Annotated in this window: 23 protein-coding genes and 1 rRNA gene; 7 read left to right on the top strand and 17 right to left on the bottom strand. The window is 38.4% G+C overall.

Annotation, left to right across the window (positions count from 1 at the left end):
* Positions 1–100 (bottom strand): 16S ribosomal RNA (locus HNQ41_RS08605); the annotation flags it as partial.
* A 408-nt stretch (positions 101–508) separates the two neighbouring features.
* Positions 509–910, bottom strand: coding sequence for a hypothetical protein (locus tag HNQ41_RS08600; protein ID WP_184664002.1), 402 nt, complete (start codon positions 908–910; stop codon positions 509–511).
* Positions 911–1,109: 199 nt separating this feature from the next.
* Between HNQ41_RS08600 and HNQ41_RS08595 the strand changes: the two genes are divergently transcribed.
* Positions 1,110–1,709, top strand: coding sequence for a biotin transporter BioY (locus HNQ41_RS08595; RefSeq protein WP_246421554.1), 600 nt, complete (start codon positions 1,110–1,112; stop codon positions 1,707–1,709).
* A 194-nt stretch (positions 1,710–1,903) separates the two neighbouring features.
* Here HNQ41_RS08595 and HNQ41_RS08590 read toward each other — a convergent pair whose 3' ends face one another.
* From HNQ41_RS08590 to HNQ41_RS08575, 4 genes are all read right to left on the bottom strand, one after another.
* On the bottom strand, positions 1,904–3,232 hold the full coding sequence (locus tag HNQ41_RS08590; protein ID WP_184664001.1) for a Na+/H+ antiporter family protein: 1,329 nt from the start codon (positions 3,230–3,232) through the stop codon (positions 1,904–1,906).
* 217 nt (positions 3,233–3,449) lie between these two features.
* Complete coding sequence (locus HNQ41_RS08585; RefSeq protein ID WP_184664000.1) at positions 3,450–4,535, bottom strand: DctP family TRAP transporter solute-binding subunit; 1,086 nt, start codon at positions 4,533–4,535, stop codon at positions 3,450–3,452.
* Positions 4,536–4,604: 69 nt separating this feature from the next.
* Positions 4,605–5,876: a TRAP transporter large permease gene (locus HNQ41_RS08580; RefSeq protein WP_184663999.1), complete on the bottom strand. Its 1,272-nt coding sequence runs from the start codon at positions 5,874–5,876 to the stop codon at positions 4,605–4,607.
* A gap of 24 nt (positions 5,877–5,900) precedes the next feature.
* Positions 5,901–6,428 (bottom strand): TRAP transporter small permease subunit, encoded by a 528-nt coding sequence (locus HNQ41_RS08575; protein ID WP_184663998.1) that lies wholly within the window; start codon positions 6,426–6,428, stop codon positions 5,901–5,903.
* A 529-nt stretch (positions 6,429–6,957) separates the two neighbouring features.
* On the opposite strand from HNQ41_RS08575, the gene HNQ41_RS08570 reads away from it, so the two are divergent.
* Entirely contained in the window at positions 6,958–7,431 is a 474-nt protein-coding gene (locus tag HNQ41_RS08570) for a divergent PAP2 family protein (protein WP_184663997.1), read from the top strand.
* 78 nt (positions 7,432–7,509) lie between these two features.
* On the opposite strand, the gene HNQ41_RS08565 is transcribed toward HNQ41_RS08570, so the two are convergent.
* From HNQ41_RS08565 to HNQ41_RS08555, 4 genes are all read right to left on the bottom strand, one after another.
* Positions 7,510–8,223: a 3D domain-containing protein gene (locus HNQ41_RS08565; protein WP_343043344.1), complete on the bottom strand. Its 714-nt coding sequence runs from the start codon at positions 8,221–8,223 to the stop codon at positions 7,510–7,512.
* Between the two features lie 160 nt (positions 8,224–8,383).
* Positions 8,384–8,713, bottom strand: coding sequence for a YuiB family protein (locus HNQ41_RS08560; protein ID WP_184663996.1), 330 nt, complete (start codon positions 8,711–8,713; stop codon positions 8,384–8,386).
* A gap of 381 nt (positions 8,714–9,094) precedes the next feature.
* Positions 9,095–9,220: a hypothetical protein gene (locus tag HNQ41_RS16765; protein ID WP_281393994.1), complete on the bottom strand. Its 126-nt coding sequence runs from the start codon at positions 9,218–9,220 to the stop codon at positions 9,095–9,097.
* Positions 9,221–9,374: 154 nt separating this feature from the next.
* Positions 9,375–10,586 (bottom strand): NAD(P)/FAD-dependent oxidoreductase, encoded by a 1,212-nt coding sequence (locus HNQ41_RS08555; RefSeq protein WP_184663995.1) that lies wholly within the window; start codon positions 10,584–10,586, stop codon positions 9,375–9,377.
* A 430-nt stretch (positions 10,587–11,016) separates the two neighbouring features.
* Between HNQ41_RS08555 and HNQ41_RS08550 the strand changes: the two genes are divergently transcribed.
* Positions 11,017–12,009, top strand: coding sequence for an NAD(P)/FAD-dependent oxidoreductase (locus tag HNQ41_RS08550; RefSeq protein WP_184663994.1), 993 nt, complete (start codon positions 11,017–11,019; stop codon positions 12,007–12,009).
* Positions 12,010–12,089: 80 nt separating this feature from the next.
* Here HNQ41_RS08550 and erpA read toward each other — a convergent pair whose 3' ends face one another.
* On the bottom strand, positions 12,090–12,443 hold the full coding sequence (gene erpA, locus HNQ41_RS08545) for an iron-sulfur cluster insertion protein ErpA (RefSeq protein ID WP_184663993.1): 354 nt from the start codon (positions 12,441–12,443) through the stop codon (positions 12,090–12,092).
* Between the two features lie 314 nt (positions 12,444–12,757).
* On the opposite strand from erpA, the gene mqnE reads away from it, so the two are divergent.
* Positions 12,758–13,852 (top strand): aminofutalosine synthase MqnE, encoded by a 1,095-nt coding sequence (gene mqnE / locus HNQ41_RS08540; protein WP_184663992.1) that lies wholly within the window; start codon positions 12,758–12,760, stop codon positions 13,850–13,852.
* A 247-nt stretch (positions 13,853–14,099) separates the two neighbouring features.
* Here the strand turns inward: mqnE and dapF are convergent, their stop codons facing one another.
* From dapF to HNQ41_RS08525, 3 genes are all read right to left on the bottom strand, one after another.
* Positions 14,100–14,939, bottom strand: coding sequence for a diaminopimelate epimerase (gene dapF, locus HNQ41_RS08535; protein ID WP_184664015.1), 840 nt, complete (start codon positions 14,937–14,939; stop codon positions 14,100–14,102).
* A 37-nt stretch (positions 14,940–14,976) separates the two neighbouring features.
* Positions 14,977–15,222 (bottom strand): hypothetical protein, encoded by a 246-nt coding sequence (locus HNQ41_RS08530; RefSeq protein WP_184663991.1) that lies wholly within the window; start codon positions 15,220–15,222, stop codon positions 14,977–14,979.
* Positions 15,223–15,412: 190 nt separating this feature from the next.
* Complete coding sequence (locus tag HNQ41_RS08525; RefSeq protein ID WP_184663990.1) at positions 15,413–15,649, bottom strand: YuzB family protein; 237 nt, start codon at positions 15,647–15,649, stop codon at positions 15,413–15,415.
* Between the two features lie 214 nt (positions 15,650–15,863).
* Here HNQ41_RS08525 and HNQ41_RS08520 point away from each other — a divergent pair, with 214 nt between their 5' ends.
* Positions 15,864–16,934: an NAD(P)/FAD-dependent oxidoreductase gene (locus HNQ41_RS08520; RefSeq protein ID WP_184663989.1), complete on the top strand. Its 1,071-nt coding sequence runs from the start codon at positions 15,864–15,866 to the stop codon at positions 16,932–16,934.
* A gap of 59 nt (positions 16,935–16,993) precedes the next feature.
* On the opposite strand, the gene HNQ41_RS08515 is transcribed toward HNQ41_RS08520, so the two are convergent.
* Positions 16,994–17,302: a YuzD family protein gene (locus HNQ41_RS08515; protein WP_343043343.1), complete on the bottom strand. Its 309-nt coding sequence runs from the start codon at positions 17,300–17,302 to the stop codon at positions 16,994–16,996.
* A 181-nt stretch (positions 17,303–17,483) separates the two neighbouring features.
* On the opposite strand from HNQ41_RS08515, the gene HNQ41_RS08510 reads away from it, so the two are divergent.
* Positions 17,484–17,717, top strand: coding sequence for a NifU family protein (locus HNQ41_RS08510; RefSeq protein ID WP_184663988.1), 234 nt, complete (start codon positions 17,484–17,486; stop codon positions 17,715–17,717).
* A 58-nt stretch (positions 17,718–17,775) separates the two neighbouring features.
* On the opposite strand, the gene HNQ41_RS08505 is transcribed toward HNQ41_RS08510, so the two are convergent.
* Together HNQ41_RS08505 and yutH are read right to left on the bottom strand one after the other, a co-directional pair.
* Positions 17,776–18,759 carry a 2-hydroxyacid dehydrogenase gene (locus tag HNQ41_RS08505; protein ID WP_184663987.1) on the bottom strand — a complete coding sequence of 328 codons (984 nt, stop codon included), beginning with the start codon at positions 18,757–18,759 and terminating at the stop codon, positions 17,776–17,778.
* A gap of 65 nt (positions 18,760–18,824) precedes the next feature.
* Positions 18,825–19,898, bottom strand: coding sequence for a spore coat putative kinase YutH (gene yutH, locus HNQ41_RS08500; RefSeq protein WP_184663986.1), 1,074 nt, complete (start codon positions 19,896–19,898; stop codon positions 18,825–18,827).
* A gap of 179 nt (positions 19,899–20,077) precedes the next feature.
* Here yutH and HNQ41_RS08495 point away from each other — a divergent pair, with 179 nt between their 5' ends.
* Complete coding sequence (locus HNQ41_RS08495) at positions 20,078–20,569, top strand: phosphatidylglycerophosphatase A family protein (RefSeq protein ID WP_184663985.1); 492 nt, start codon at positions 20,078–20,080, stop codon at positions 20,567–20,569.
* Positions 20,570–20,593 lie beyond the last annotated feature (24 nt).

The following is a 20,593-nucleotide window of genomic DNA, read 5'->3' as shown; positions in this document are numbered from 1 at the left end:
ATGTCACTCCGAAGAGATCTATTAATTTCCCGCGCTCGACTTGCATGTATTAGGCACGCCGCCAGCGTTCGTCCTGAGCCAGGATCAAACTCTCCATTAAAGAATGAGTTTGATGTCACTGACATCTTCATTGTTTCATTGACAGAATCTTAAATAAGATCCCGCTGGTCGCTTAGCTTTTTGTTTAGTTTTCAAAGGTCAGTGTTTCAGTCGCTCTCTTAAAGCGACAATTAATATAATAACACTTTACGAAATCGAAGTCAACAACTTTTAAAACTTTTTATTTGTTTCTGTTTTTATTTGTTTTCGGAAATAATGTGGTTTTGCTGACAACGTTTTATACTATATCACTATAGAGAAATATTCGCAAGGGGTTCTTAAAATATTTTTTAATTAGTTCAATCAGTTTCCCTTTCGAAAATGCGTTAAAAAGAACCCCTCATTTTTTTCTCTACAACTAGAAAAGGAGGTTCTTTTACTAACATACCTTTCAACTTTTTTGACTTAGTTATTCTTTTAGTGAATCAGAAAACACAAATGACATAATAAGAAACACAATAAAGCTAATTAATAACACCGTGCCACCTATAATATAGAAGAAAAGTAGAAAAAGATTTAAGGTTGGGTGATCAATAACATTGTGTAGATACATACCTAAAGACAGCCCAACAGTTCCAATAATCGCTGACCAAACATGTACTAATGACAACTTAGAATCTGTAGGGATTTGAAATATTCGATAAAAGATAGAAAAACCAAATAAGGAGAGCCAGCCAACAACTAGAATATGAGCATGTAATGGACGTAACTCATAGGAAGTACCTGACCCAGCCATATGCGAACCTATCATAGAACCGATAACCGCAAAAATTGCAGATACTCGCAATAATAACCTTGTACGGTTTCTCATTATGTTCCCTCCAATAATTTAATAGGTTAAGTTAACAAAACGACATAATCTAATAATACTATAATCATAGTGTTTATTCATATAATAAAGTCAGATGCTTTAAAAGTGATAATTGTCAACCTATAAAACACAGGTGTTGACAACCCCACCCGCTGTTTATTAAGATATTGTTAACTAAAAACATAACGAGGTGAACAAATTGCAAAAAACTTCTTTGCGCCCAATCGACATTACACTTGTAGCACTTTTTGCAGCAATGATGGCAATCGGTGCCAACGTAACATCAATGATTACAATCGGAACTGTTCCTCTAACCTTACAAACTCTAATAGCTACACTAGCTGGAATTTTACTAGGTAGTAGATTAGGCGCTCTTTCAATGATTGTTTATACAGCACTAGGTTTAATGGGGCCACCCATATTTGCACAAATGTCAGGTGGACTTCAGACCTTAGCTTCCCCAACATTTGGTTTCATTCTTTCTTTTATAATCATGGCATTTGTGGCCGGGAAAATAACCGAAAAATCAGACAACCCATCTTATCGTACATTTGCGCTTGCAGGAACAGTTGCTTTACTCATTAATTATTTGCTTGGCGTTCATTATTTCCACTACTTTCAAGTTTTTGTTTTAGGACTAGAAGACATGAGGTTGGCCGTTTCTTGGAGTGTGATGCTACCATTATTAATAAAAGATGCAATCCTCACAGCAACTTCTGTATCTGTACTACCTAGAATTTATTATGCAGTCCAAAGATCAAACAAAGCGACATACTCTCATAAGCAAACTTCTACTTAAACTGTAGAAAAGCTCACCTAACAAAAACAACATTCAAAACAATGGATACTTTTCTTCCATTGGCATAATGGAACCTATGTCCTCTATTAAGTACCTTTACCCACACACTACCCTTATTACGAACAAAATGCCGCATGTCATTTCTCAGGAAATTTCATGCGGCTTGTTTGTTATTCGAATCTTTTAAGTTTTATTTACAAAATCATTGCTGCTAACCAACCAAATGCGATAAGTGGAATATTAAAGTGAATAAATGTAGGAACACAAGTATCCCAAATGTGATGGTGTTGTCCATCAGCATTCAAACCTGATGTCGTCCCTAATGTACTATCCGATGCTGGTGACCCCGCATCCCCTAGTGCTGAAGCTGTGCCGATTAGGGCAATCGTTGCCATTGGGCTAAACCCAAGAGAAGCGGCAAGTGGCACAAATAGCGTTGCGATAATAGGAACAGTTGAAAACGATGAACCAATTCCCATTGTTATAATTAAGCCTACAATTAACATTAATAGTGCTGCTAGTGCTTGACTCCCATCAACCCATTCAACAACCGTTTGTACAAGTGGCTCTACATGACCTGTTTCCTGAATAACGGCTGCAAAACCTCCAGCTGCAATCATAACAAAACCGATAAATGCCATCATTTTGATCCCTTCATTCATCAGCCCCTCAGAGTGGCTTATATGAAGCGAACGACTCGCATATAAAATAATAAGACCTATTAATGCACTTAAAATCATTGAACCAGTAACAAATTGTGCAATAAGTACAGCAATAATAGCGATCAATGAAAAGGTGACACTTTTCAAATCATATGAAAAATGACTTTGATCTTTTTCTGTTACATCTGTAATTTCCTTGTTTTCATAAGTTCTAGGTTTTCGGTAAGTAACAAAAAGGGCAACCCCAAGACCGAACACCATCCCCGCTACCGGTAAAAGCATCGCAATAGGAATCATATCCATCTCAATTGGCAATCCACTTTCCGCCATACTCTCTTGAACAATTTCGTGAAACATAAACCCGAACCCTGCTGGAATTAAAATATACGGTGCTTTTAATCCAAAAGTAAGAACGGTCGCCATAGCCCGACGGTCAATGAACAATTCATTAAATACCTTTAACAACGGGGGAATGAGTATTGGTACGATAGCGATGTGGACGGGGATCACGTTTTGTGAAAAGCTCGCTAAAATCAGTACAACGAGTATAATAAATACTTTAGATAGTGACTTTCGTTTCGTTTCCCCATTCTTACCTACGATTTTCAAAGCTGCTTTCACCATCAAGTCTGGAAGACCTGTTCGGCTAATCGCTACAGCAAAAGCACCCAGCATCGCATAACTTAATGCAACCTCAGCATTTGCTCCTAGTCCGTCTGCAAATATGTCGATCGCTTCAGTTATACCCATACCAGCGCTAAGACCACCTACAAGTGCGCCAATGAGAAGTGCGAGTACAACGTGAACTTTCGATAAGCTTAGTATAAGCATAGTAATAACGGCAATGATAACTGCATTCATTTATTTTCACGTCCTTCGTAACTTTAGTTTGCTAAATCGCTAAATCATTAATACCTTAAAGACTTTAACACTATGAAATCAAACTGTCAACAGGAAGCGAGCACTTTGCGATATTGATGAATTCCACTGTCTCAATCATCCACTGACTCCTTTTTTGCAACATCATTTTTCATAAAAAAAGAGACCGACATGACGTCAGCCTCTTCCCTTGTTATGATCAATTATTTTCTACAGTCTCTTCAATTTCTTCTTCTAATGTATCTAGAATCTGTTCCGCTTCTTCACTAATACCACGGTAGCTATCGCGCACTGGTATCGCTAATTCACGGAATGCTTCACGTTCTTCTTCAGAAAGTTCATAAACCTCAGTTGGATGCTCTTCATTTTCTTTAATCTCTGTTAATAACTCTTCATTCATTTCTTCCTGTATTTCAAAAGCGATTGGTCTCATTTCTTCAATTGTTTCTTCTACCATTTCACGTACTTCATCATCAAGATTGTTATAGAATTCTGTATTCATTGTTGTCATGGCAACGTAAGAATTGTGATTAGAAACAGTCATATGATCTTGTACTTCGTGGAAATTTGCATCTTCAATAAAAAATATCGGGTTTTCTTGACCATCTACAGTACCTTGTTGTAAAGCTGTGTACAATTCACCCCAACTAAGCGGTGTCGGCTCAGCTCCATAAGCTTTATAAGATTCACCAATCAACTGCGATTGTTGTGTGCGCATTTGAAAGCCATCAAAGTCATCTGGCGTTCTTAGTGGTTCACTTCCTGTCCATTGCATAAAACCTTCTGTCCAGTATGAAAGCGGCGTAATATTCACCTCTTCAAATAAACCTGTTAATTGATCATTTAATGCTTCACTTCCATTTAGAACTTGTTGCGTTAAATCTTGGTCATCCGGGAAAAGGAATTGTAATGCGAACACTTGCCCTTCATGAACAGTTGTCCCTGTAAAACCTGGAGATGTAATTGCTAATTCTACTTCCCCTTGTTGTAATAATTCAACTTGGTCCACTTCACTTCCTAATGCACCAAATTCTCGCGGTGTAACCTCTATTTGACCATCGGATTTTTCATACATAATATCTGCAAATTCCTGAGCATACTCATATTGAACTTGACCTTCATATTCTTCAGTGACAAAATCCCACTGTTGCGCTTCAACGCCACCGTCTCCATTATCAGCATCATCTCCGTTTGTATCCGTTCCCGCTTGTTCATCCCCACACGCCGCTAGTGCAACACTTAATGATAAAACTGTTCCTGTAAGTAACTTTTTACGTTTTAACATCGTTTTGACCCCTCCAAAATGTTTTTATATTTTTATATGAAACATCCATCTTCCTTATCAAACAATCCATTAAAAGATATTGATAAGGAAGAGAGAAATTTCTTCAAACAAAATGACAAGTACACCGATAATAAGTAGCATGGCTATATAAGGGGGAGTGCCTCGAATAACATCTAAATACGAGCGGTTAAATACAGCACTCGCGGTGAAAATATCCACTCCAAAGGGCGGTGTCGCTGAACCTAGTGCTGCTTGATAGGTAATAACAACCCCTAAGTGTATTGGGTCTACCCCTGCTTGCATTGCAACAGGATAGAAAATCGGTGTTAAAATTAAAATAACAACGATCGGATCGACAAACATACACCCAACAAAGAAAAAAAGTGCAACGATCATTAACACATACAATGCTGAAGGATCTGTACCGAGGACAGCATCCGTTAACATTTGTGGAATATTCGCAAATGAAATGACCCATGAAAATGCCTGACCAAAAGCGACAAGTACAAACACCGCTGAGGTTACAACCCCTGTAGAAAGAGCCGTATCTGGCAGTTGTTTAATATGAATCGAACGAAAAACAAGCAACTCTAAAATGAGTGCATAAAAAACTGAAATACCAGCTGCTTCTGTTGGCGTAAAATGACCTGAATAAATCCCACCTACAATAATTACTGGGAAACCAAGTGGGAATAACGCCTTTAAAGTTACTCTCCCTCGCTCTTTCCATTTCATTTTTTCGCCTAACGGTATATCGTATATTTTAGCGTGGATCACTGCATAAACTGCGAAAAATAGAAAGATAAGAATACCTGGCCCAATACCAGCAACGAACAAGTCACCAACTGATTCACCTGTAACCAATGCGTAAATAATCATCCCGATACTCGGCGGAATCAAAAGAGCCACGTCACTTGAATTAATAATTAAAGCAATTGCACTTGAATCTTTATAACCGACTCTTAACAAGCGTTCTCTCATCGGTTTCCCAATTGCAACCACCGTTGCCTGTGTAGAACCTGAAATCGAACCAAAAAGCGTACATGCTGCAGCGGTTGTGATTGCATACCCACCCCTTACGTGAGATACAAATGCTCCGACGAAATCCAGTAAACGTTTCGATGTTTTTCCTGTTGACATAATATCTGCCGCAAAAATAAATAAAGGAACCGCTAATAATGTCGTTGATGAAATGCCTTCAATAAACTGTTGAGCCATCAGCATGGGGTTGGTATCCATAAAAAACCATATCAAAATTAATGGTCCAAGAATTAAAGGAATCATCATCGGAAATCCTAAAAATAAAAACACAAACATAACGCCAAAGAGTGTCCAAAGCATGTTTGATTCCTCGCTTAGTTTGAATTATGTCTCTTGATTTTCGTAATCCTTTTTATCTTCAGCTAGGTAAACTTCTTCGTTTACAATATTAACCCAAGCATTTCGCAAAAATTGAATACCACCTAACGCAAGTCCTATAGGAACAAATAAAACCATAATCCAAAATGGAAATTGCAATTGTGATGTCGTTCTTCCCATGTCATAAACCCACATCATGTAATCGTAAGCGTAGTAAGCGAGAATAAATAAAATAATCGCTGTAATGATTGGATTCGATATCGCTAAAACTTTCTTTACTTTTTTAGGAGCGAGGTCAAATAATGCCGACATCGTAATGTGACGACCTTTTCTCGCTGCATAACTGATCCCAAAGAAGGTTACAATGATTAGCGCTAGACGACTAATTTCAAATGTCCCTTGCCAACTAGACCCTGTCAATTCACGACTAAGTACATTGCCGATGATTATAAATGAAATAATTAAAATGGACCAACTTAAAATCCATTTTTCTAAAGTATGTAACCATTGATCCAGTTTTTTTAATACGCTCACTATTTTTCCTCCAGTCTGTTACTGCACAAACCAACTTTTCATGTGTTTTTAATCGGTTTTCATTATTAAATTTAAACCATTGGAACAATACGCGACGGTATAGCGCTTCTACTGAATCGAGTTATTGTAGTAACTTTCTAAATGATAGTGCATTTTTAAACCTGTCACAATATATCTATATTTACAAATATTACATTGTATTCCTGTATATTGTAGTCAATACAGATCGTTAGGAAAAGATGTACAATTCCTTGTTAATTCTTCCTATCAGTCGTTTATGCTTCCTGTTTTATAAATAAAATTCGTAAAATTACAAAACGACACACCCTCTTTGTTGATAGAAAATCCAGTTTATATGTTATAATAGATAAACTCTGTATCCATTTGGGTATACGAACTACTCCACTTACCAAGTACTAACTAGTACCTAAACATTTGTTATCAACGATATAGCAAAACATTTACCATTATTGAATAATAATCCTTAGATAAAATAATGACTAATCAACTAGAAAGGTTTCGATAGTAAATGGATATTTTCTCCAATTTCCCGCTGTGGGCAGCATTGATTTCAATAGGCCTTGCCCAGTTCATTAAAATTCCTCTTCACTTCTTCGCAACAAAAAGGTTTGACTGGTCGCTGTTAACAAGTACTGGCGGAATGCCCAGCTCACATTCTGGTGCTGTAACAGCTTTAGCAACGGCAATCGGACTAGAACAAGGTTTTGAAACGCCTTATTTTGCGATTGCAGCTATTTTCGGCGTCATCGTTATGTTTGATGCTTCAGGAGTTAGAAGACACGCAGGAGAACAAGCCACTGTTATCAACAGATTAGTTGAAGACTTTAATAAAATTGTTAAAGAAGCCAAAAACTGGCCTGAAAAAAAAGAGCAAGAAAAGCGTCAAGAATTAAAGGAGTTACTCGGTCACGAACCAATTGAAGTTTTTTTTGGTGGCCTACTAGGAATAATTATCGCACTTATCCTTCATACCGTTTTCTAAACGTAAAAATCCGATGCTCCAGGTAAAAAAATGATTCTACTCATTTTTCCTGTAGCATCGGATTTTATTAATGAAGCATTATGATGCGCCTGCATAATATTTCTCATCACGGAATACTTGCATCGCTTCATCCTCATTTAGTTCATAAATATGTTCGTCTGTTAAATGACCGTCTCCTTCTTCTACTACAAACACTTCAACTTCTTGTTTACCCCATTTGTCAAAGACATCTTCAACAGTCTCGTAATAAAGGTCAATTTTATTTCCTTGAATAGCTGAACCTGTATCTGCAACAACACCATATCCATATCCTGGTATGAACATGATCGTTCCTATAGGAAAAACATCCGTATCAGCTGCGATTGTAGAATATAAGTCACGCTTAACTTCTACACCAGAAAAAGTGATACCATACAATGGGTCACCCTCTGTTTTCCCTGTGGATTCGACCCCTGCAGTATATCCAGTCGCTACAACTGTTGTTGAAGGGTATTCATCCCAATTTTTCGCTTCTTCTAACGAGACTGGTCCTTGTCTAACAACAGTATGCGACAATACTTTTTGATCTCTCCAACCTTCTGGAATTTCTCTTTTATTTAAGTTTGTGTCCTTTTTCTTTAAAGATTGCGCTTCTTGCACCACCTCAGGTTTCTCTACCCAAGTTTCCGCATTTATTAACGTCGTCATTTGTTTTGCGCTCACATTTGATAAACCTGCGAATGTTGAGAATATCGCTGCAAATACTAGCGCAACAAGCGTCAGTTTTTCACAACACATTTTTAGCACTTTCACTTTCTTCACTCCTCTCATCTAGCATGATTGCCAAATAAAAGGAGCGTTATACAAAAGAAAAGTGTGATATTTTCAAACGGCAGTTTGTATACATCGGTCAATGTAATTGTGTAATAGAAGAAGCCACCAAAATCACGGTGGCTTCTTCTATGCGCTTATTTTAAAACATTTGATATCCACGGTTTCGAAGCATTTTGATTGTAATCCCGGACAAAATCGCCCCAACAAGGCCTGAAGACAATATGATGATATCAGCAGTTTTCAAATTGACTACCACTCCCCAAAGTACCGGAAAAGACTGGAAAGGCGAAAATACGTACGACCACATACTAATATCATTAGTTGAGGAAATAATTCCAATTACTACCACAGGATATAAAAACGCCATCACCCACGTGGCACGTAATAACATATTAAGGATAAAACCAATACCGAAGAATAAAACGATGAAAAGTAAAATGGATATCAATAATTGAGGAATCGATAACACGACGGACACCTCCTATGAAATCAAACTCAAGTTTACTCAATAGGAGCGCATCCGTCAATTAATCAACACTAACATCGTCATTACAGTATTTTTCACCTTTTGAATCGCTTCGCTCTAAAGGTAATTAGAAGGTTGGTCCCTTTTGTCTAAATGTGCTTTCAATAATAATGATATCCCCACTAGAAAAAATAGTGTTCCAATGAAAAGCGACACAGTCCCCATCAATTCATGATCCTGATTATGCATCATTCCTCCCCCCTCTAACACACATTTTTTTCTTTATTATATGCCTTGTTTCTCTTTTTGACTTTTTTATTCTTATTAATCACCATCTGTTTAGCTAGAGAGACAAAAGTCGTTACCCTAACTCTTAATTCTCATTTATTCATTATCACCATTTACAAAGTTATTGTAGTCGCCAAACAATACCATCGCTGAGCCGGTGAAGAACAATATAGACCCAATGAAGAAGATCGTGCTCGCTATCATCCGAGTTTTAGGTTTCATGCACACTCCCTCCTCTAAGCATACCCTTTCCCTCCATAATATGATTAGCGATTGATTTCTGTTTGTATGAATACTGATATTAAAAAAAAGGCCCTTCCCTTTGAAATCCATTCGAAGAGAAAGACCTTTCGTCCATTCGTTATACGGCGAATTATTAACTAAAGAAGTTTAACTTCCCTTTCTTAAATACAAGCGGAACGCCACCTAAAATATAAAGGTAACGGTTATCAATGACTTTTTTCATTGCAGATGCTTGTGTTCCGAAAAGTTTTTTCGATCCAACAACCCCAATGGCTTCTTTACCTCCTAATGAAGCAACTGTCCCCTTAATGTCAGGTTCTAATGATTTTAATTCATCTTTACCTGACAGGATCGCTTGAAGGTTTTCCGCTAAGACATTTGCTTGTTGGATCGCAATTTGTGCAGTTGGTGGGTAAGGACGATTTGTTTCTTCATTAATGATTAAAGCACAATCACCAATAATAAACACGTCATCATGCCCAGGAGCACGCAGGTCGTCTTCTACTTTCACACGGCCGCGCATCGTTTCAAATCCTGCTTCCTCAACAATCGGATTACCTCGCACACCTGTCGTCCAAACGACAGTTTGTGACTTGATCTCTTCACCATTATCAAGTAAGACACCATCTTCTCGAACCTCTTTAATCGGTGTGCTAATTTTAAATTCGACACCACGACTTTCTAATAAGCTGACGCCGTATTCTACAAGTTCATCATCAAAACCAGGAAGTGCTGTAGGAGCCGCTTCAATACTATAGACCTTTACTTTTTCACGGTCGATATCATATTCTTGGCACAACGCTGGAATGCGTTCAGTTAATTCACCAAGAAACTCCATACCAGTAAAACCTGCTCCTGCAACAACAAAAGTTAAGTAATCTTCTGTTTTTTCTTCTTCATTATTATAATTAGCAAACATGTATTCAATATGTTCACGGATCAGACGAACAGAGTTCACACTTCGAATACTAAAGGCATGCTCGTACACACCCGGGATACCGAAAGTTTCAGGGATCGATCCTAATCCAATAACTAAGTAATCATACTCTAACTCACGATTTGCTAATTGAACCTTTTTTTGCTCACGATCGATTGAAGTTACATCATCTTTAATGAAATTAATTTTGTTTGTATCGATCACACTATCAATAAGCATTCGTGTTCGATCATGGTGCAAAGTTCCCGCAGCCGGTTCGTGAAGCCAAGTTGTTTGATAATGATAATTATGTTTGTTAACGAGTGTTATTTCCGCGTTGCGGTGAGCATTTGCTTTCTGTAATCTTGAAGCTGTCACCATACCTCCATAACCTGCGCCTAGAATGACAATCCTCGGTTTTCTTTCCAATTCTCTCACTCCAATTCTCGATCATCTTACTTTTATTTTCCCCTGCAAATAACGATAAAAAGCATGCGTTTTTTTCCAACTCCGTTTTTGTGATATTGTTCACGTACAAAGCCGTAAAAAGTTATATATGAATACAAATCTTTATTAAACGCATGAATTGAAATCCCCTCTCTAATATTATGTATTTTCCATTGTTTTTTCAACCGTTTTTGACGATTTTTTGAACTTTCCTTGACAAAAAGGTTAAAACTACCTTTAACTTAAATACTACTTACAACGTTGTCACGTTCTCTATTGTAAAAACACCAAGCAGATGTTAGAATATTTAGATTTGTTAGATGGATTTTCTTCACACGCTTTCCTTTCTTTTCATTTCAGCTTATAATATGTCTAGGGTTAATGGTATTCAAATTTATAGGAGGTGCTGACTTTGACCCACGAAAAGGATATTTATGATATTACAATCATCGGCGGGGGGCCTACCGGAATATTTACAGCCTTTTACGCTGGCATGCGCCAATCTAAGGTGAAAGTAATTGAAAGTATGCCACAACTTGGTGGACAACTATCTGCACTATATCCCGAAAAGTACATATATGATATTGCTGGATTTCCAAAAGTTCGTGCACAAGAACTCATTGACAACCTAGTTGAACAAGCGAACTTTTTTGATCCAACGATTGTTCTTGAACAGTCTGTTGAAAATGTCGAAAAAGACGATGATCAAATCTTCAAATTAACAACAGATAAAGAAGTACATTACTCAAAGACAATCATCATTACCGCAGGTGTCGGCGCGTTCAAACCACGTCGATTAGAGATCGAAGGTGCTGAGCAATACGAAGGGAAAAACATGCATTACTTTGTGAACGACCTTAACAAATTTGCAGGCGATCGTGTGATGATTGCTGGTGGCGGAGACTCTGCTGTCGATTGGGCACTCATGCTCGAAGACATCGCAAAGGAAGTGACAATTGTACACCGTCGCGACAAATTTAGAGCGCATGAACATAGTGTTGAGCAACTACAAAACTCAAGCGTTAACATTAAAACACCTTTTGTTGTTAATAATGTAATTGGTGACGGCGAGCGTGTGTCTTCCGTAGAAATTAAGGAATCAAAAGGTGAGGCAACAGAAACTTTAGACGTTGATACATTCATCGTTAACTATGGTTTCATCTCTTCACTCGGCCCAATTAAAGAGTGGGATTTAAACATTGAGAAAAACTCTATTGTCGTCAACTCGAAAATGGAAACGAATATCCCTGGTATTTATGCTGCCGGAGATGTGTCAACATACGATGGAAAAGTAAAACTCATTGCTTGTGGATTTGGAGAAGCACCCATTGCTGTCAATAATGCTAAAGCATACATTGATCCAACAGCTAAAGTACAGCCTGGACATAGTTCTAGCATGTTTTAACTTTAATGAGGTTATGATTATAACCTTCTCCAGACGAAAAAAAGCTGGCGGTCGTTACAACCGTCAGCTTTTTCATTAGATTAACAATCTTCAGGTGTTCCTTCATTTGTCGCTGTTTTAAATGATGAGCCACAACCACAGCTTGCGATGGCGTTCGGGTTATCGATTGTAAACCCGCCCCCCATCATGTTTTGCTTATAATCAATGGTGACACCTTCTAGCATTTTCGAACTTTCATTATCAACAACAACGTTGATGCCATGTTGTTCTTGCTTTTGATCTGTATCTTCAACTTCTGTATCAAAACCCATACCATAAGAGAGTCCGCTACAGCCGCCACCTTTTACTCCGACACGTAACATCAAACCTTCTTGCTCTTCTTCTTCCATCATTTTTTTCACTTGTTCAGCGGCTGCTTCCGTTAAGGTAATCATGTTGCCCCTCCTTTGAAAATAAACACCATTTCAACCTTTATTACATTATAACGTTTCACAAGATATCTCACAAGTAAACTAGTGCAGTCTCAAATCATACAACAATAATTACCAAGCCAATTTTTCCTATTGTTTTACATCCAGTTAAAAAAAATGATAATATAGATTAAGAGTTTCGTCTGTCGAATGGACGACTAAGCGCTACCGTCTGTCTGCCATCAATTTACTCCATTCTTTACTAAACGTGATTTTTCGCGCACGAGATATGATGAGATAGCGCCATTTGTAGGTTTTAAAAATGGGGGATGAACATAATGACCACTTTAGTGATGGATCAAAGTTTACAGCCAATTCAAGAAAAGATTAATCGTGGTGAACGATTAACAATTGAAGATGGCTTAAAGCTTTACGAAACATCTGACCTCCTCACCGTGGCTCAGATGGCCAACCAAGTGAACGAACAAAAAAACGGTGATAACGTTTATTTTATTGAAAATATGTATATCAATCCAACGAACGTTTGTGAAGCGAGTTGCGGATTTTGCGGTTTTAAACGTAAGCCAGGTGAAGAAGGCGCTTATACGATGGATAGCGACGAATTATTAAAATATGTTGAAGATCGCTGGAACGATAACATCCGTGAATTTCACATTGTTGGCGGCCATAATCCTGAAGTGCCATTTCAATATTACTTGGATACCGTTCGCGTTTTGAAAGAAAACTATCCACAATGTTCGGTGAAAGCTTATACAGGCGCAGAAATTGAATTTTTTGCACGGATGACAGGTATGACAATGAAGGAAGTACTTCAACAATTAGTTGACGCTGGACTTGATACCCTTCCAGGAGGCGGAGCTGAGATCCTCACTGAACGTTATCGTGCAAAAATGAGTCCAGAAAAAGCCTCGACTGATCAATGGTTAGAAGCACATGAGATTGCGCACAACCTTGGTTTAAAAACGCATGCGACAATGCTTTATGGATCTATTGAAACACTCGAAGAACGGCTCATTCATATGGACCGTTTGAGACAACTTCAAGATCAAACGAACGGATTTATGGTATTTATTCCTTTAGCGATGCAACCAAAAAGCGTGAACGCAGGACTTAAACGCCGTACGACTGCTTACGATGACTTGCGTACCATCGCTATTAGCCGTTTAATGTTGGACAACTTCGATCACATAAAAGCTTATTGGATTAATATCGGTCCACAACTTACACAAATGGCTCTTACATTTGGGTCCAGTGATATTCATGGTACCTTAATTGAAGAGCGCATTTCTCATTCAGCAGGCGCTCTTACATCTCAAGGGATCACTCGTGACGAATTGCAATACTTGATCAAAGGTGCTCATAAAACACCTGTCGAACGAGATACGTTTTACAACGTCATTAAGAAATACTAAAAAAATGCAGGGCACTCTCCCCTGCATTTTTTTAGTATGATGTTTTAACGGTTTTCAGACACTTGTTCCGTTATTCATTGGAAATCAGTCCATTTTTCCCCTTGTATCAGTAAGAAACGGAACCCATGTCCGTTTCTTACTAATCATGAGTTTCACACTTAAATAACGGAATGTGCCCTTCCGCGCGTGATCAATGTCATCCACGACGACCGCGTACTCAGTGTTCTCCACCTCATCTCGAACATCATCAATCACGTATATAAAAACCGGTACAAATATCTTCAGCAGGTCCTGTCATTAATACCGTCCCCTCTTCGGTCCACGTAATCGTTAAATCACCGCCAAGGAGGTGGACGAGGACTGGTTCGCCTTGTTTACAATGACCATTTAATACAGATGCAACAACAGCCGCACAGGCACCAGTTCCGCAAGCTTGCGTAATTCCTGATCCTCTTTCCCAAACTCGAAAATGAACCTCAGTCGAAGAGACGACCTCCACAAATTCAACATTGACAGATTCCGGAAAACGTTCATCTTTTTCAATTTGCGGTCCCCATGATTCAACAGGAGCACTCGCTATATCATCTACAAAGAAAACCGCGTGTGGGTTCCCCATCGAAACAGCTGTTAATGTACCACTATCTTTTCCATTTTCAAGTGTATAGGGTTCTGCAATGACTCTCTCTTCCCCTTTTCCTTGCATCGGAATATTCTTACGGAGAAGGTGAGGATTTCCCATATCAACCGTTACATTAGATATGACCTTCGAATGCTCCTCAACACGGCAAGACACAGGACCAGATTTCGTTTCAATCGTAAAAGAAGGTTCAGAGACGAGGCCATGTTCATATGCATAACGAGCCACACAGCGCAAACCATTACCACAGTTTTTTGCTTCTGAACCGTCCTTGTTAAAAATACGCATTCTTACGTCACATGAAGTAGATGGACCTATTAAAATCAAGCCGTCTGACCCGATACCTGTGTTGGTATCAGATACTGCAACGGCTAACGGAGAAAGTTCTTCTTCATTAAATGAATAGTTATACTCATTCACATATATGTAACTATTTCCCAACCCGTGCATTTTTGTAAATTCCACATCTCATCCTTCTTTCATTCAATTATTCCTGTGACCTTAACTGCTCATCTGTCCAAAAGTAATCTTCATCCGCTTCAAGAACGACCATTGTCTTTAAACAACATGGCATGTTGACACGCGTTTTAATTTGCTCCATTGCCTCTTGTAATTGGCGAGACGTTAGTGAAGTCAGCACATTTTCACTTTTGCAATACGGACACAAGGCGATATAAATATCCTCACCCATCTTTTCATAAGGCCATGTATGTGAAAATGGAATCAGCTCCATTTTTCGACTCCCTTCCCTTTTAAACGAACTTAGTATTGGATTAATTTTAGCATACATAACAATTTTCGCAACTCACCTGGCCAGCTGATTATATTCTAATACTATTAAAAAGGTTTCTCAATTAAAAAAGCAACCACATTTAAGAGAGAACACACCTTTCAACATGTTCTCCCTCAAAAGCGCTTGCCTTTTAAAACATAGGATTTTCCTCTAAAAACTGGTATATATGATCAACTAACTCATCATTTGTTTCACCGCTAACCATTTCGCCATTGACAAGCGCATATTTGGAAGCTGCGCATTGTCCACAAAAACTAAGGCAACCGTATTCGATCACATCCAAATTTGGATCTTTTTCGAGTCGTTCCTTCGCTCTTTGTGTTCCACTGGCGAGGTTACTTATACAAAATTCAATAATTGGTTTCATATTTATCACCTCGCAATTTATCAACAATATCCTAACGCGTTTTGTATCCTAACGTCAACAAATAACAATTATTATAATAAAATAACATTCACAAAATTATTGTTATTTTAGTAGAAAATTGTTAAAATTTAATCAATGGAAAGGGTTGCATTTTTTTGAATATTTTATCATCGGACATTGATTTCGTCCTGTCCAAGTAAAGGAGGCAGGTTTTATGAGGCAGATTGTGATATTAGGTGGCGGCTACGGTGGTTTAAGGGTTATTCACCGGCTACTCAATATGACCGAATTACAAGATACGACAATTACATTAATAGAGAAAGAGCCCTACCATAGTTTAAAAACTGAGTTTTATGCGCTTGCTGCAGGTACAGTTGCAGATCAAGAGTTGCGGTTATCCTTTCCAAATGATGTACGCTTAGAGTTACACTTTGAAGCGGTTAAAGACATTGATATAGACACACAAACCCTTCATTTAAAAAGTGGGAATACAAAAAGTTATGATGATCTTGTTATTGGTCTTGGCTGTGAAGATCGTTATCACGGTGTTCCTGGAGCACAGGAGAACACACTTAGTATTCAAACTCTTCCAAAGGCTAGGCGTACATATCAAGCTGTTCAAGAAATTGAAGCAAATGGGTCTGTGGCAATCGTCGGTGGTGGATTAAGTGGTGTCGAATTAGCAAGTGAATTAAGAGAAAGTCGGCCTGATTTGTTAATTGCCCTTTATGACCGTGGTGAAACGATCCTTTCGATGTTTCCAGAACGCCTTTATCAATATGTTGAAAACTGGATGAATGAACATGGGATCGAGATTATAAACCGTGCCAACATTACAAAAGTAGAGCCTAACATCCTATATAATCATGATGAACCGAATCCTTTTGATGTGATTATCTGGACTGCTGGTATTCAAGCTAATCAAGTTGTACGAAACTTAGATGTAGAACAAGACGGTATTGGACGTATTAAGTTAACGAAATATCATCACATTCCTGGCTACGATAATGTATTTGTTGTTGGGGACTGCGCTGCTCTTGATCATGCCCCTAGTGCTCAATTAGCTGAATCCCAAGCTGATCAGATTGCTATGCTTTTAATGCACAAAGGGTTAGGTGAACCTTACCCTGAAGAAATGCCTAAAATCAAGTTAAAAGGTGTCTTAGGTTCATTAGGGAAGAAACATGGGTTCGGTTATATGAAAGATAAAACACTTACAGGTCGAGTACCTCGCGTTTTAAAGTCTGGTGTTCTTTGGATGTATAAGTACCATACGGGGTCTTAAGTGCATAACAAAGGCTGATGCTGTCGTAACTAGCTCAGCCTTTTTTTCATCTGTTCAAATCAATGAATGAGACTTTCGATTTTTTCAAATATTTTTTTTAGTCTTGGATTCCCTTCAGCAATTGGATCGCTGTTAATGACAACAAGTGGATACAAAAACTCTTCATCTAAAATTTTTTTTGAAAACTGGCGTTGTTCCTCTGTTTGCGGAGACGTAATATCACAATAAATAAATGATATGGATATATTAGGGAATTTCCGTGTAACAGCTGCCTCTAACCATTCTTGCGTTTCTTTCGCACTTGGTAAGTGTACACAACTTGCACACTTCATCTCTGCGCCATATACAGTCACTTCGATCGGCAGCAACTTGATCCCTCCTCATCATGTCTTTCCTCTAGTTTAGCATACGTTTCTAGGGAAATGGCACGTTTCTAACTCATACAACTTAGAAAAATTGACAAGAGTTACAACCTAAAAAGTGAGCTTACTCATGGATTTTTTTCATTTAGAATACTATAATAGAGATTAAAGAAAGGAGTGTTAATGTATGGCAACTACAATGGAAGAACAAGTACAAGAAGTTCTTGATAAACTTCGTCCATTTCTACTCCGTGACGGCGGGGATGTTGAGCTTGTAGGTATTGAAGATGGCGTTGTAAAAGTACGCCTTATGGGAGCTTGCGGTTCTTGCCCAAGTTCTACAATCACATTAAAAGCAGGTATCGAACGTGCCCTACTTGAAGAAGTTCCTGGAGTAAAAGAATTGGAACAAGTATTTTAATAAACACAATCGATATTTATAAAGGGTCAGCCATTTTTTGGCTGACCCTTTTGCGATTTTAAGATGTTAAGACAGAATCATTTACAATGGCTTCAGGTGTTCTCCCTGATAATACAGCTGCGATGTTTCGGCTCGCCAAATTTGCCATGCCATATCTCGTTTCTAAGCTCGCACTACCAATATGCGGTAACGCAACAACATTATCCAAGCCAAGCAATGGATGATCACTGGCTATTGGCTCTTCTCTAAATACATCGAGCCCGGCAGCTGCGATGACTTGGTTGGAGAGTGCTTCATATAACGCTGTCTCATCGACAACTTGTCCACGTGAGGCATTAATGAAAATCGCTGATGATTTCATTTTTGAAAATGTCTCTTGGTTAAACATATCACGTGTTTCATCCGTTAATGGTGCTAAACATACAACGTAGTCAGATTTTTGTATAAGCTGATCGAACGAAGCATATGTAGCACCTAATTGATCCTCTACTTCCCGTTTGCGAGAACGATTATGATATAAGATTTCCATATCAAATCCAGTAGCTCTTTTCGCCACAGCGGAACCAATCCGCCCCATACCAACGATTCCAATCGTCTTATGATGAATATCAGTTCCTGCCATCAGGAGCGGAGACCAATTTTTCCATTGATCGTTCTTAATATACTGTGCCGCTTCGACAATTCGACGAGCTGTCGCCATTAAAAGAGAAAATGTTAAATCAGCAGTCGTATCAGATAAAATGTCAGGTGTGTTACAGACTGCGATCCCTCTTTTCGTGGCAGCGCTGATATCAATATTATCATAGCCTACAGCTAAATTGGCAATGACTTTCAAGTTATCCGCTTGTTCGAGCAAAGAATCATCTATACGCTCGGAAAGCATCGTATAGAGCGCATCTGCATGTTTCGCTTCTTCTAGTAGGACATCAGGAGGTACTGGCTCTTCTTCTGATGACCACATATGAACTGTAGCAATATCTTCGAGCGGTTTGACCGTCTCTTCTGGTACCTTCCTTGTTATAAAAACATACGGTTTTTCCATTTTATCTCCTCCTATGCCCTAGATGTCATTATTATTATACCCTCCTATTATGATGTTGATCAATTTCATCTAAACAATGAAGTTTGATTCAATGATGTTTTCACCCAATACGGAAACGACAATGGAAAGTTAACAAATTGTTCACCCATTTGTAAAAGTTCTCCTATTCGATTTTCTCTTTCTTTTGAAGTGGTAATCCAATGAAGAAGCCTCTTTTTCATTAACTCTCTTTTACCTTCATCTTTACTTTCGTAATATGTTTCAACGCACTGAAAAAACGAGACCGGAAACATTAACCGTGCCAGTAATAATTTCCAATCCAACATTGCTAATGGCTGAATTTGTTGATAGTCACTTAAAAAAGATTGAACAACATTCCATTTATCTTTTTCCCAAGCATTTTTTTCCCAATGATCTCGAATCCATTCAGAAAGATCCCGAGTAAAGTGATCGACTGAAAAATCCGTTGTTAACTTATAAAACATCCAATGTTGTTGAACTATAAACCAAGTTTGTTCATGAAAACGCCAATGCGTTGTTGTCATCCCTTGATTGATACTCTCTTTACCGTGATCTAACAAACAGTCTTGAATACACTGAATCGCATTTTCTGAGACCCCCATAACATATGGGTATGTGAGGAGGACAAGTTGGTCCATTTCCGAAGGGTTCGATTGCTCGCGTAAATGGAGATACCAATTTTCCATTTGCTCTAAACGCCGAATCCAATATGACTTCCAAGGTAAGTCAAAAGGCTGTTCATGATTTTGAACATACAATTTCCCACCTTGATGGAAAAATGCTAATTCATTGGCGACCTTTAAGTTGGGCAGTTGCGCGCCTTTTGTTTCACCATTTCCTTTTAAAGAAGGCATGACTAATAAACAAAACTCTTCCTCTTCTGAACGAACTGTCAAATCGCCATCATTTGTTGGTTGTACATGAGCAATCCCGTTCACCCCTTGCGCTGTCAAAAACGTAGCAATCTCTTGCTTTTTAGGCAGACCGTTGCCGTGTACATCCTTCATCGGTATCAAAATATAGATACGTCCCTGAAATTGAAATGCACGATATCCCCCTAAATGAAACCATACCTCTGGATATAGATGATAGCGGTCCATCAACAGCCGTTCAGCCATCATTTTCACCTCATTTTTTCATGATTTCCACTATAGCCTATGATAAAGATACACTTCTGTGCATTTTCAAGTGATAAAACCGAATATTTGATAATCAGTTCACACATAATATTTATAAGTTCACATAAATCAAGTCATTCACATATCATTAACAAAAGTCCAAAAATAGGTGATTACTCATGAATGAAAAGACAAAAACGATTAAGAACACCGCTCTAAACTGGTTAACTGACCGAGGCGTTTCCACAAAAGATATCGCTGAGCTTGTCTACTATTTGCAAGTGGACTATGTTCCTGAGTTAACCATCGAGACATGTATTGAACATGTAGAAGGTGTCCTTAATAAACGCGAAGTTCAAAATGCTATTATGACAGGAATCCAGGTAGACCGACTTGCTGAAGACGGAAAGCTCGACCCACCATTACAGGGTATTATTGAACGTGATGAAGGTTTATATGGTATTGATGAAATTATTGCCCTTTCTATCGTTAATGTTTATGGGTCTATCGGCTTTACAAATTATGGTTTCATCGACAAGCAAAAGCCCGGCATTTTAAAGGATCTAAATGACAAATCAAAGGGTTGTCACACATTTTTAGATGATATCGTCGGAGCTATTGCCGCATCAGCCTCAAGTCGCCTTGCTCACAGTGCCGAAGATACCGAATAAACGAAATAAAGGCTGTGCAAAGTG

The organism is Texcoconibacillus texcoconensis, from assembly GCF_014202575.1.
GTDB lineage: Bacteria > Bacillota > Bacilli > Bacillales > Salisediminibacteriaceae > Texcoconibacillus > Texcoconibacillus texcoconensis.
Note: the sequence above shows the minus strand (reverse complement) of the source record. Positions and strands in the feature narration are given on the sequence as shown.